The following is a 13,855-nucleotide window of genomic DNA, read 5'->3' on the forward strand; positions in this document are numbered from 1 at the left end:
GTAACTTGATAACAATCATAAAACACCGGGTATAATAGATAAAATTAATTCTTTAACTCAAAATTAAAAAACAGATTAACCCGGATATTGCATGAAGTGAGATTTAAAGTAAGAAATTGAGTAATTTATAATATTAGCAATGATACTTTTGTAAAAATTTTGCCAAAAAGTGCTTTGAAGCCGTTATTTTCAAATTTTAGATGTAATGCCCCTTACCCCATTTTTTCTAAGCACCGGGAACAGTGCTAATCTAGGTTATTCTAATGCTAATTTCTTCATCACATGATTCCATACCTGTCGGTAAGGATATGATGAAGATAACAAAAACTTAATACGCCTAGTATTACGGATAATTACTACCCCAATTTTTAATAATTTTAAACGTATTGTACCTATTTGTGCTTTTGCTAATGCACTACCTTGTAATAAATTACCTCTGATATATTCTACTAAAGTGTATGCAAGACCCGATAAAATCATTCTGAGCTGATTAGCCCACCATCTATGACAAGAAGTACGATCTGCAAATAATTCTAGTTGTTGCTCTTTTATACGGTTTTCCATATCACCACGACCACAGTAAACTTTGTCGTATAAATCTTCAGGTTTATCTGATAAATTAGTTACTATATACCTTGGATTTTCTCCAAGCATTGTCATTTCTGCCTTACCAATTATTCTACGTTCATGACTCCAACTACCAGCCTTATATGGAAACTCACTAAAAAGACGTTGCTTTTCTTGGGTTATAATAAATGCTGCTTTTGACTTCTCCATTGTAGGTTTCAGTAACTCATTTAGTCTGTTATTTTGGGGCATTCCTACAATATATTTTATATTATGAATATCACACCAATCAAACATCTGATGACGACAAAATCCACTATCACCACGAAAAATAATCTTTACCTCTGGCCAAGCTTGGCGAAAACGTTTTACTAACAATGATAATATTGCCCAAGAATGTTTTGCTTGATCCTGCTTTGACGTCCTAAGATAACTAACTAACAGATGCTTTCCACAAAAAACATACAAAGGTAAAAAGCAATTATGACCGTAATAACCATGATAAAACTTACCTTCCTGTTGCCCATGAATTTCATCATCCGTAGCATCAAAATCAAGTATTAGCTGCTTTGGTACTATTTTATGAGACTTAATAAATTTATCAAGCATTAGTTCATGCACTTTAATTGCAAAGTGTCTATCAGCATTGTTTTCTATACGACATAAGGTAGAACTACTTGCCATATCATCAATTGTTTCCATAGCTGTTTGCATAGCAGGACATTTTCGTAGATAATTGTGGTCATTTAAATCTTCATAACCTAATGCAATACCATAAATTCGTTGCCTCAGCATTGTTGCCATATTATGGGTAATTTTACTACCATCTCGTCTATCAGGAAATATTTTAGCAAGCTCCTCTGTTATACCAAGCCTTTTATCTGCTTCTCTTAATAACAACACACCTCCATCGCTACTAATATCACCTCCAGTGAAATTTATCTCTATTGTCCGATTTTTTACTTTGGAAAACTGGTAACTATATGCTATACAATTTGTCATGACAAAATCCTTTGTATTATTCTAATGAAATACCAGTATTATACAGCTTTACGAGGATTTTGTCTCCTATATCTCATGCAATATCCGGGTTAATATTAAAATTAAATATTTTCAATATATTTGTTTAATTATTTGATAATATTTTAGTCAAAATTTACTTAGATTTGTATTTTAAGAAGGAAAATTAGGGAATTATGAACATTGCCTAAAAAAAGTGGTTTTGTTGCATAATTCTTGAAAGTACCTTACTGTCATTCTAGCTAAAGGCGGGCGTTGTTGCATGTCTTGAGTTTTCGATGTCATTCTAGCTAAAGGCGGGAATCCAGAAAAAACACTTAAAATAAGCAAAATTATATAAAAATTTACTATATAATTCGCTTAAATATTCTCTGGATTCCCGCCTTCGCGGGAATGATATCAACAATTTGAGCCAGGCAACGGCACTCCCCGCATTGCCGGAGCGGCACTGAGAACTGCAGTCATGTTATCGAAATTACCGCTGCACTCAAGCACTATGTCAATGCCGGCGGCAAAAGCTTTTTCGGTAATGTCCGCCATCCCGCCGGATAACGCTTTCATCTCTATCGCATCGGAAATGATAAGTCCTTTAAAGCCGATTTCTTCTCTGATATAACTAATAACTTTTTTTGATAAGGTAGCAAGGTTATCCGGATCAAGTGCTTTATATATTATATGTGCCGTCATAGCAAATTTGCTAATCGGCAACGTAGCCAGCTCCTTAAAAACATAAAAATCCGTTTTCTCTAGCTCTTCTAAAGAAGCTTCTACGATCGGTAAGGCTTCGTGGCTATCCTTTGTAGCACGCCCATGCCCCGGTATATGTTTAATGCAGCCGGCTATTTGTGCTTCAGCCATTCCTGCAAGTGCAGCTTGACATAAGCGAATTACGGTAGCGGGAGTAGAGCCGAAACTTCTATCGCCGATAATATCGTGTGCTCCTGCATGTCTTAAATCCGCTACCGGTGCAAAATTTAAATTAAAGCCTAGTTCTTTAAGCTCTTTTGCTATTTCTGTATAATTTTGTTTACATTTTTCGGCTGCAATGTCTATGCCTTCCTGCTCGCCCATATCGTCGAATATTTTAGCACTAGGTGCTGATTTGAAAGTAGGAGCGATAAGCCTTTTAACTCTGCCGCCTTCTTGATCGACGGAAATTATACAATGTTCCCCTAACAGCTCTTTTATACTAGCGATAAGATTAGTAAGTTGTTCTCTATCCTGAATTTGTATTTTTTCACCTAAATCATCTGTAACAGTTTCCGATTTTATATTACGCCTGAATAAAATCACCCCTAAAGGAGGATGACTTTGAAATAACTCTATTTCTTGCGTAGTTAATTCAGTACCCGCTATACCGATAATTATCGGTTTTACTTGCTTTTCTTTCATAAAGATACCTCTTGATGTTATTCCGAACTCTGTGGGTGAATATAGTATTCCCACCCTTTATAGGCGTTGTTGCATGGATCGAATTTTTGGTGTCATACCAGCGAAAGCTGGTATCTAACTTACTAATTTTGTTATATTGTTAAGTAGATTCCCGCTTTCGCGGGAATGACACAAAGTGTAAAACCGATCCACGCAACAATGCCCCCTTTATACAGGCGGCACAGAGAAATTGGCAAGGAAGTTCGTAATATCATTTGACAAAATATTAAAATTTTTAATCAGTATATCGATTTTATAAGAGAGGGGGGAAGTATTTTGTTTTACCGATTGTTTTGCCGATATTTTTTTATTCTTAGTTATATAATCTCGTATGATTTTAATATCCCTATCAGTGTAGTATCTTCTGTTTTTTATTTTATAAATGCTCAAATTAAGGGTATTATCTTCTAAATATCTTAATTGAGGAGAAGAGATATTTAAAAATTTTATTGCTTCGCTAGCAGAATAATATTTTTTATCTGGTTTCTTACTAAATATTTTTTCCGGCATCTTTTCTGGGGACATTTTTTTCCGAAGATTCGTTAATTAATGTTTTTAAGTTAGCAGAAGGAATAAAACGCAATATCCTTTTTGACTCTATAGTAACCGGTAATTTAGTATGAAAATTTATACCTGGTCGTGGTTTTTTTTCGCTAATTTCAAAACTACCGAAATTTTTTAAAGTTAACTTTTTGGTAAATGCCGTTTCTAAAATATTAGAGAAAATAGCATTAACAATTTCTTCGCATAAACTATTTGGTAGCCCTAACCTAGAGCTTAGTGCAGCAGCGACTTTTTCTTTGGTAACGGTCATAAAATATAACCTATACAGATATATAAAAGTTCGTCATTGCGAGGAGGCACAGACCTTGTTGCGTGGCTCGAAAAAGGTGCTATATGTCATTCCCGCGAAAGCGGGAATCCAGAGAATATTTAAGCGAATTATATAGTAAATTTTTATATAATTTTGCTTATTTTAAGTGTTTTTTCTGGATTCCCGCCTTCGCGGGAACGACATCAAAAATTCAATCCACGCAACAATGCCTGTGCGGGAATGACATCAAAAAACAGGAAATGCTCCGGTAAACCTTTATATTAAATCACGAACCTGCTTTTGCCTTTTCGTTATACTCGCTAATATTGTCATTTAGCTTTTCTAACTTATTAACAATATGTTTACGCATTTCTTCTTGTTTTTTGTCATTAGCTTTTTTATATTCTGTCATTTTTTTGTTTAGATGATCTAAAGATTCCTGTAGCTTTTTGGCTCCTTCATCTTTTTTATCTTTCATCTTTTCCTGAATCGCACTTACTTGATCGGATAATTGGGTATAAGTATCGCTAAGGCTTTGATTAAATTTATCTACGCCGGTTTTAGCTAAATCCTTCAAATTATCTTTTAATTCCTGAAGATTTTCGGTTACTGTTCTAGTTTGCGAGGTAGTTTCTGCATTTTCCTCTTCGTTTTGCGTTGTTGCTGAAGAAAAAGCGTTAGAGGTAAATACTAAAGCAGCAGTTGTTGCAAGCGTTAATAAAATTTTATTTTTCATTGTTAGGACTCCAAAATAATTTTTAAATGGGTTTTAATTTTTATGTTTGTTATTATAGTCTTCGATTTTTTTACTTAATTCACTAAGTTTTTTTACTAAAGCCTTGTTATATTCTTCTGCTTTCTTACCGGTTGCTTTGTGATATTCCTTCATATTTTCTTTTATGCCGTCATATTGTTTTTGTATCGATTCTAAAGAGCGATCTTTATTATCTTTAGCGTGTTTTTTCAATTCATCTATTTTAGAAGATAAATTATCGGCTACATCATGGCATTTCTTATTAAATTCAGCAGCGATAATTTTGGCAGAATCTTTAAGGGTATTTTGTAATTCTTCAATCGCTTTGCCTATCGTTTTCATAATAACCTCATTGTTGAAAATAAATATTATAAACTATAACTTAAAACATAAGTTATGTTATATAAAAAAGCAACTACTACAAAAAATTATTAATAGAAAAACTATATAAAAAAACACATGCTTTTTGTTAAAATTTATTATAGTATACAATTTTAATTATTATAGGGGTTTTATGACGTTAAGAATACGTGATGCCGCATTTGATTTTTCAGTGCCGGTAAGTGGCAATAAAAATATCAAATTATCAGACTTAAAAGGAAAATTTGTTGTTCTATATTTTTATCCGAAAGACGATACCCCCGGCTGTACTATCGAAGCACAGGATTTTAATAAATTAAAACCAGAATTTGAAAAATTAAACGCCGTAATTATAGGAATATCAAAAGATAATTTAAAATCACATGATAAGTTTAAAGAAAAATATTGTTTAGAGTTTGATTTAGCCTCCGATGCAGATTCCGATATCTGCGAGCAGTACGGCGTGTGGATTCAAAAATCAATGTTCGGTAAAAAATATATGGGCATCGACAGGGCAACTTTCTTACTCGATAAAGATGATGACCATACAATTATGCATATTTGGCGTAACGTAAAGGTTAAAGGTCATGCTCAGGAAGTCCTAAATGTTCTAATCCATGGCAATAATTTTATGTACGGGGAGTAATTTAATTTTACCGAAAATTCTTTAAAAACTCAAAGTCCTTGCTTTGTAAGCAAAAAGATTCCGGCAAGGTTATTTTAGCTACAAACCCGTCAGTTGCTTCGGTCTTTACGAATAAAGTTATTTTTGTGTTACTCTGTTCTAGTCCGGAGCATTTTGTTAATAAACTTACTATCTGTTCCAATTCCGTATAACTGCCGGGGAAAAGCTGTAACTCGATTTGTTTGCCGTTAATTGCTTCTTCAATGGACATGAAGCTTTTAGCCGTCAGCTTTATGCCGCCTTCGTCTTTTATTATATCGCAATTAACTATCACTAGATTTTTAACGTTGAGCAAGTGGGTATAATCACGTAACACCTCCTCGCTAAAAATAGTTAACTCAAAAATATCATCGGGATCGGAAAGCTGTAGCGTAATAAACCTTCCTCGTGCCGACATTCGTGAATCTTTTTTCTGAATCACACCGGCAAGTGTTACTCGGTTAGTACCGTGCGGTAAGTCATTATGCAAATTTGCCGAACTTAAAATATTTAATCGATTAAATATTTCTTGATATTCCGATAACGGATGGTGAGTTATAAATAACCCCAATGCCTCAAATTCATAAAAGGCTAGCGTATTTTTATCGGCATAGTCGCTTGCTATTAAAAGCTGCGGGCTTAAGCTATTTACCTTAATTAAACTAAATTGATTAGAAGCTTGTTCTTCATGATAAGAAATTGAATAGGCTAAAAGCTTAGCAATACTTAAAAATAATTGCTGACGATTATCGTGTAACTCATCAAAACAACCGGATTTGATAAGATTTTCCAGTAATTTACTATTGATAGATTTAGGCGGCATGCGTTCAATAAAATCAATAATGGTCGTAAACTGCCCTCCTTTCTCTCTTTCCTCCGCCACTAACTTACCGAAATTCACGGTAACGCCTTTGATTGCCCCAAGTCCAAATACTATGCTCTTTTGCTCTTCTGGATTCCCGCCTTCGCGGGAATGACATATAGGATGGGAGGCTATACTAAAATAACCGGTAGAAATATTAATATTCGGTGGAATGATTTTGATATCGTTATCTTTTGCTTCTTGCAAAAATAAGCCGAGTTTATCATGATTACTTAACTCAAGATTCAAACATGCTACCAAAAATTCAGCAGGGTAGTTAGCTTTAAGATAAGCAGTTTGGTACGAAATAACGCCGTAAGCCGAAGCATGTGCTTTGTTAAAACCGTAACTGGCAAATTTAGCAAGCGTAGCAAAAATTGATTTAGCTTGACTTGCTGAAATGTTATTAGCTACCGCCCCTTTAACAAAGATTTCCTCCTGCTCCTCCATTTCTTTTTTGATTTTTTTACCCATAGCTTTACGGAGTAAATCAGCACTGCCAAGAGTGTAACCGGCAAGTTTCTTAGCAATTTCTAATACTTGCTCTTGATATATTACTACGCCGTAAGTTTCTTTAAGTATCGGCTTTAGTAACTCATGTAAATAGTCGGGTTGCTGAGTGCCGTGTTTACATGCGATATAGATCGGGATATTTTCCATAGGACCAGGACGATATAAGGCACCAAGGGCTATCAAATCTTGTACGGAATCAGGCTTTAGACGCCGAAGCGTATCTTTCATTCCTGCACTTTCAAACTGGAAAACCCCGCTCCCTTTACCTTTGCATAACATTTGATAAGTTTTTTCGTCGTCAAATGTCATGTCATTAAAGTCAATCTCGATGCCTTGTTCTTTTAAGAGCTTTTTACAGTCAGTAATGACGGTAAGAGTTTGTAGTCCCAGAAAATCAAACTTAATTAAACCGGCAATTTCCGAGTATTTCATCGAATATTGCACTATTAACATATCGGAATTAGTATCCTTACAAACCGGGACTATTTCGACTAAATCTTTGCCGGCTATTACGATCCCTGCGGCATGGGTAGAAGCGTGCCTATGCAACCCTTCTAAAATTAGCGAAGTATCTAAAACTTGCTTTATTAATTCTTCTTCGCCTTCTAAATTATATAATCCTTTGCCTTTAGCTGCACTTGAAAGCTCGGGTACTTCTTTAATAGCCTGATCTAAAGTTATGAGATGAACGGCACTAAACGGTACTAGCTCCGTTAAATAATCGGCATATCTATATGCTAAGCCAAGTACCCGGGATACGTCCTTAATTACCGCCTTTGCTTGCATTTTTCCGAAAGTAATTATTTGACCGACCCTATTATTGCCGTATTTTGAACGAACGTAATTTATAACTTCTTCACGCCTTTCTTGGCAAAAATCGATATCAAAATCCGGCATTGAAATACGTTCCGGATTTAAAAATCGCTCAAATAATAAACCGAATTTAATCGGGTCAAGATCGGTAATTAACAGACTCCAAGCTACTATTGAACCAGCTCCCGAACCTCTACCGGGACCGACTAATATCCCCTGCTCCTTACTCCATTTTATAAAATCCGACACTATGAGAAAATAGCCGGCAAAGTCCATTTTACAAATAATCTCTAATTCATAATTAAGACGAGCAAAATACTCCTCCTTAATTGTTTCTTGTTCCCTTGGAGAAATATTTTCTAATTTAAATTTTGTTGATAATCTTGCAAGCAAACCGTCTTCAGCATCTTTTTTAATTAAATCCGTTTCGCTAATATTTTCGCTAGAGAAATTAGGAAGCATCGGCGGGTTGGGATGTGCCGCTACGTAACAACGCTGACTTAAATTTACGGTATTTTCTATTGCTTCCGGTAAATCGGCAAAAAGCTCTCTCATTTCCTTAGGGGATTTAAAATAACAATTATCGCTAATCGTTTTACGATCTTGATATTCTTTGGTCACGCCAGCAGAAATACACAATAACACATCATGTGCATAATGCATGCTCGCATCACTGAATAATAGTTTATTAGTAGCAACTAGCGGAATATCTAAATCATATGCTATTTTAATATAAGCCGATTCGATAAATTGCTCTTCCGGTAAATTATGCCGCATAATTTCAAAATAAAACCGGTCGCCGAAGATTTCTTTTAATTTACGAGCGGCTAGGACAGCCTGCGTTTCATCTTTGGCGAGCAAGCTTTTACCGATAATACCGTCTGTATAACAACAAAGTGCAATTAAGCCTTCATTATAAGTAATAAGGTCGTCAAAAGTGATGTGATCACAAATTTTGCGATCATTTTTAGTGAAGATTAAACTAGATAGCTTAAGTAAGTTTTTATAACCTATTTCATCTTTGGCAATAAGTAGGATCTCGGCAAAATCGACTTTATAGTCAAATGATCCCCTAATATTATCAATAGCTAATTTACCAATATTATTCTCTATATTAAGAATAACGCCATGTATAGGCTGCACGCCTTTTTTAGCAGCTTGCAAGGCAAACTCCAGCGAACCGAACAAATTACCCCGATCGGCAAGGCAAATAGCCGGCATTTTTTGCCGTACGGCTAACTCAACTATTCGCTCGATCGTTAACGCACTTTCTAAAAAAGAATAAGAACTTTGTGCTCTTAAATGGACAAATTCAGCTTGCATTTTATTTATGTATCAAATGTTAATAGTAGAATTCTTATATACTACGTCATGGCGAGTGACTAAAGGCGTTGTTGCATGGCTCGAAAAAAGTGCCGTATGTCATTCCAGCATAGGGACGTTGTTGCGTGAATCAAATTTTTGATGTCATTCCCGCGAAGGCGGGAATCCAGAAAAAAACATTTTTAAGTCATCCTGAATTTATTTCAGGATATACTACACTAGATACTGAAACAAGTTCAGCATGACAAAAAAAAGTCTGGATTCCCGCCTTCGCGGGAATGACATACAGTACTTTTTTAGAACCACACAACAACGCTCATACCCTATACCCAATCCCATAATATTCAAAACCTGCCGCTTTTACTGCCTCTGCATTTAAAATATTTCTAAGATCAATAATTATCGGCGATTTAACCGAATTATAAATTATTTCCCAATTTAATTCATTAAATTCCGACCATTCGGTAGTAATCACGATTGCATCTGTTCCGACGCAGGTCTCAATTGCCGATTTTATATATAATAAATTTTCATTTTCAAAATATTTTTGAGCATTATCTAAGCCCACAGGATCAAATGCTTTAACATACGCACCTTTAGTTAGTAAAATTTTGATAATTTCAATTGCCGGGCTATCTCTGATATCATCAGTGCCGGCTTTGTAAGTAAGCCCGAGAACAGCGATATTTTTACCGAGTAAATCATTACCTACTAAATTGCTAATTTTATCTACCATATCAAAAGGACGCTGCCGGTTACTATCAATTACCGCATCAAGGATTTTACAATCAGCACGGTAATTTTTAGCAAATGCTCTTAAGGCTAAAATGTCTTTCGGAAAGCAAGAACCGCCAAAGCCGGGACCGACATTTAAAAACTTTGCACCTATCCTTTGGTCAAGCCCCATACCGCAAGCTAAGTCTTGAACATTTGCCCCCGTTTTTTCACATAAATTTGCCATTTCATTAATATAGCTAACTTTAGTGGCTAAAAAACTATTGGAAGCATATTTAATAAGTTCTGCCGTAACTAAATCGGTCACTAGCAGCTTTATATTTTGATTAGTTAGAGGCAAATAAATTTCTTTAAGTAATTCTTCCGATTTTTTATTATTAACCCCGACAATTATTCTGTCAGGAGCTAAAAAATCATTAGCGGCTGTTCCTTCCCTTAAGAATTCAGGGTTTGACGCAACGTTAAACGTAAAATTTTTCTCTGCTAAATAACTAATAATTTTATTGCAAGTGGTCGGTGGAACGGTAGATTTAACCACTAACAAACAATCTTTACTTAACCAATGACAAACTTTATCGATAGCTTCAAAAACATATTTTAAATCTGCATCACCTGACGGTAGCGGCGGAGTCCCGACGGTAATAAAAACCGCCTCGGCAGTTGCAAGCTCGGCATCATAATTATGGGTAAATTTTAATCTTCCGGATTTTATCGATTGCTGTAAATATTTATCAAGGTCGGCTTCATGAATCTGTGATATACCGCTATTTAGCTTAGCAATTTTAGCTTGATCAGTATCAATACACACGACATTATGACCAAGACGGCTCATTATAGTCCCCGATACGAGTCCAACATAACCACAACCGATAAACGTAATATTCATAAAATTTTTATTATATATTATTTAATTTTGTATTATAAAACTTTAGAGTATACTTTATACTTGATTAGCGTTAATTTAGACAAGACTTTTTTAATTTGGTATTCTTATTTTACGCCGTTGCTGCGAGGAGCGTTGTTGCGTGGCTCGAAAAAACCGTCATGGCAAGCGGCTGAAGGCATTGTTGCATGGCTTAAATTTTTGATGTCATTCCCGCGAAAGCGGGAATCCAGAAAATATTTAAGCGAATTATATAGTAAATTTTTATATAATTTTGCTTATTTTAAGTGTTTTTTCTGGATTCCCGCCTCCGCGGGAATGACATACGGCACTTTTTTAGAATCATGCAACAATGCTAATACCCACTCGCAATGACGTTTGGGGTATCGCCAACATATTTAATTTCTACTACATATAATTATAGAATGAATTTTATCAAAAAAACCTTCCTTAACCTCTTTATATTTCTTGTTATATTTTCGATAATTATAACTTTCCTTATATATAGAGCTAATAAAGGATATATGGATGAGCCGATTAAAAAAATAATCGAGTTTTATTTAAATAGGCAAGATCTAAAAGCCGTAATAAGTGATTTGAAATTTAAGGAAAATCATCTATCCATTAATAAAATTTCATTAAATTTTATAGATAATGCACAAGGAGAAATTTCTAATTTTCAGCTTGTTTTTAATTTGCATGATTTAATATCTCATTCTTCGTTATCGGCTAATATTAATATCGATAAGTTTGCCGTTATCTCAAATAATAATGAAGAAATTATAAATACTAAAATAAACGGTGATTATACTTTAAATATAATAAAAAAGAGTGCTATTACTAAGATAAATTTAGCTGAAATAAAAAGCGATATCTTAGCTGATAAAAAGGGTGCTAATTTACCGCTTGGACAAGCCGCATGCTTATATAAAACCAATCCTTTGCAAGGTAATAAAAAAAGGATTGATTGTAAACTTACCTTTGATGAGCAAGCTTTTTTAGCGTTTAACGGCATAATAACCGATAAAAATATTGTAGCAACCGCTAGTGCTACAAATATTCCGTTAATGATTTATCAAACAATTGAGAAAATTATCCCTAATAATCCGGTTATTTTATATCTGCAAGAGCATATTAAATCCGGTTATATACATAACGGTGAAGTTAGCTTAAAACTCGATAAAAATTTTGTTGAAGGTGATATTTTAGAAGAAGAGGCATTAAACGCCAATTTGCATATATCAAATTTTGAATATAAATATCATAAAGACTTACCGGCTCTTAAAAATATTGATACTAATATTATAATATCCGGACCTAATGTAAAGTTTATAATAAAACAGGCTTATAGCGGCAAAAGCCTTATTTCAAACGGAATTATGAATTTTAAATGGCAAGGGCTTGCAAAATCGGCATTTATTTTCAACGCTACTGCCAAAGGTGAAGTCGTAGATTTAATTGATTTTATACCTGAAGAGGCATATCAAAATACTAAAGCTCAAGGTATCGACCTTAAAAAAATTAAAGGGAAGGCAAGCTCCATAATTGAACTAATAATTTCTATTAATCCCGATACACCAAATAGCTATAATATTTCTTCAATATTAACAAATATTTCGCTTGATGCTTTTAATAGTAATGTATCGTTACGAAATGCTGAGACAAAAGGTACTTATAAAGATAATAAAATAAATTTTAGCGGCAAAGGTAAGATTAACGGTTATACTAGTAATTTTACGTATGACCATAATACGGCAGAAAATACCAACGAGTGTGTGCTGAAAATTAAAACTAATATTACTGCTACAAACCAAAAAATAGGCATATTTAAATTAATTTCCGGCAGTAGCATTTTTAATTTTGAATATAGTAAACAAAAAAATAACGAAAATTTTATCAATGTTAGCTCTAACTTAAATAATTTAGAATTTTATATCGATAAAATATCTATCCATAAAAAATTACATAAAAAAGCCAATTTAACTTTAAAATCTAGATTAAATAATACTTCTTCAGGCAATAACATTGAGTTTAACCTTTCGGGAGAAGATAATTTAAAAATTATCGGCAATACTCTAATAAAAAATGACACTTATAACATTACTTTACCGGTCATTAACTACGCTCAAACAAATTTGAGAGGAAAAATTACTATGAATAAGAATAGCCTCACTACCGAGCTTACGGGGGCTAATCTTGATTTATCACACTCTAATATGTTGCAATTTTTAGAAAAAGAAGGGGAGGCTCGTAATATCTCTTTAAAAGCTAATATAGGAACGGTAAGGCTAAAAAATAACGTAACGCTCAATAATTTAGATTTAAAAATAAATTGTGATAAAGTAAGGTGTTTTGCCGGCTCCTTAAACGCCGCTATCGGAGATAAAAAAGTTCAAATGTCTCTAGCGGCTAAAGATGGTTTTGAACAATGGTTAATTGATTGTGATAATGCAGGTAGCTTGCTTAAAGGGATCGGCTTGTATAATAATATGAAAAACGGTAATATACAGCTTACTCTCAACACCAAAAGATATGAGGTTAAGAAAGGCGAAATAATACCGATATTAGACGGCAGATTTACTATCAAACGTTTTATAATAACGGATACGCCTTTTTTAACACGAATAGTATCTTTTGTATCGCTACCCGGTTTTATTAGTTTTGTGGTAAATAATAAAAATGTTTTATTTGAAAATATGACCGGTAAGTTTAGCTATAACGGCAATATTATAACCTTGTGCGATGCGGAAGCACAAGGACCGTTTTTCGATTTTACGATGAAAGGTGATATTGATACTAAGAAACAGCAAATTAAGCTCAAAGGAAATGTTATCCCGTCATTTTTCTTAATCAGTACTATTATAACAAAAATACCGGTAGTGGGTAAAATATTTTCTAAAGTAGCACCTTACTCTCTGGAAGCGAAGTATTAGATTGTTGTGTGGATAGGTTAAAGCGTATTCTATTCATTCTAGCTAAAGGCGGGGTGTTGTTGCTGTGTGGCTCTAAAAAAGTGCTATATGTCATCCCTGCGAAAGCGGGGTGTTTTACATGGCTTGAATTTTTGATGTCATTCCCGCGAAAGCGGGAATCCAGAGAATATTTAAGCGAATTAT

General features: G+C 34.2%; 10 protein-coding genes. 2 read left to right on the top strand and 8 right to left on the bottom strand.

Going from position 1 to position 13,855, the window contains the following annotated elements; translation table 11 throughout:
- Window positions 1-255: 255 nt before the first annotated feature.
- From AAGD48_RS07415 to AAGD48_RS07440, 5 genes are all read right to left on the bottom strand, one after another.
- Window positions 256-1,569: an IS1380 family transposase gene (locus tag AAGD48_RS07415; RefSeq protein ID WP_341789277.1), complete on the bottom strand. Its 1,314-nt coding sequence runs from the start codon at window positions 1,567-1,569 to the stop codon at window positions 256-258.
- A gap of 417 nt (window positions 1,570-1,986) precedes the next feature.
- Entirely contained in the window at window positions 1,987-2,979 is a 993-nt protein-coding gene (gene nagZ, locus AAGD48_RS07420) for a beta-N-acetylhexosaminidase (protein WP_341789580.1), read from the bottom strand.
- 529 nt (window positions 2,980-3,508) lie between these two features.
- A complete protein-coding gene (locus tag AAGD48_RS07430; protein ID WP_341789582.1) occupies window positions 3,509-3,832 on the bottom strand; it encodes an HU family DNA-binding protein in 324 nt (107 codons plus the stop codon).
- A gap of 286 nt (window positions 3,833-4,118) precedes the next feature.
- Window positions 4,119-4,568 (bottom strand): hypothetical protein, encoded by a 450-nt coding sequence (locus AAGD48_RS07435; protein WP_341789583.1) that lies wholly within the window; start codon window positions 4,566-4,568, stop codon window positions 4,119-4,121.
- A gap of 33 nt (window positions 4,569-4,601) precedes the next feature.
- Window positions 4,602-4,928, bottom strand: coding sequence for a hypothetical protein (locus AAGD48_RS07440; protein WP_341789584.1), 327 nt, complete (start codon window positions 4,926-4,928; stop codon window positions 4,602-4,604).
- A 172-nt stretch (window positions 4,929-5,100) separates the two neighbouring features.
- Here AAGD48_RS07440 and bcp point away from each other — a divergent pair, with 172 nt between their 5' ends.
- Window positions 5,101-5,592: a thioredoxin-dependent thiol peroxidase gene (gene bcp / locus AAGD48_RS07445; RefSeq protein ID WP_341789585.1), complete on the top strand. Its 492-nt coding sequence runs from the start codon at window positions 5,101-5,103 to the stop codon at window positions 5,590-5,592.
- Between the two features lie 7 nt (window positions 5,593-5,599).
- On the opposite strand, the gene dnaE is transcribed toward bcp, so the two are convergent.
- Both dnaE and AAGD48_RS07455 read right to left on the bottom strand, forming a co-directional pair.
- On the bottom strand, window positions 5,600-9,121 hold the full coding sequence (gene dnaE / locus AAGD48_RS07450) for a DNA polymerase III subunit alpha (protein WP_341789586.1): 3,522 nt from the start codon (window positions 9,119-9,121) through the stop codon (window positions 5,600-5,602).
- A gap of 316 nt (window positions 9,122-9,437) precedes the next feature.
- Complete coding sequence (locus tag AAGD48_RS07455) at window positions 9,438-10,742, bottom strand: UDP-glucose/GDP-mannose dehydrogenase family protein (RefSeq protein WP_341789587.1); 1,305 nt, start codon at window positions 10,740-10,742, stop codon at window positions 9,438-9,440.
- A 422-nt stretch (window positions 10,743-11,164) separates the two neighbouring features.
- Here AAGD48_RS07455 and AAGD48_RS07460 point away from each other — a divergent pair, with 422 nt between their 5' ends.
- Window positions 11,165-13,672 carry a DUF3971 domain-containing protein gene (locus AAGD48_RS07460; protein ID WP_341790766.1) on the top strand — a complete coding sequence of 836 codons (2,508 nt, stop codon included), beginning with the start codon at window positions 11,165-11,167 and terminating at the stop codon, window positions 13,670-13,672.
- On the opposite strand, the gene AAGD48_RS07465 is transcribed toward AAGD48_RS07460, so the two are convergent.
- The gene (locus AAGD48_RS07465; RefSeq protein ID WP_341789588.1) at window positions 13,635-13,766 is read right to left on the bottom strand and encodes a hypothetical protein; all 132 of its coding nucleotides are present in this window, start codon (window positions 13,764-13,766) and stop codon (window positions 13,635-13,637) included. The genes AAGD48_RS07460 and AAGD48_RS07465 overlap by 38 nt on opposite strands.
- Window positions 13,767-13,855: the final 89 nt, after the last annotated feature.

This window comes from Rickettsia endosymbiont of Polydrusus tereticollis (assembly GCF_964026385.1).
Taxonomy (GTDB): domain Bacteria; phylum Pseudomonadota; class Alphaproteobacteria; order Rickettsiales; family Rickettsiaceae; genus Rickettsia.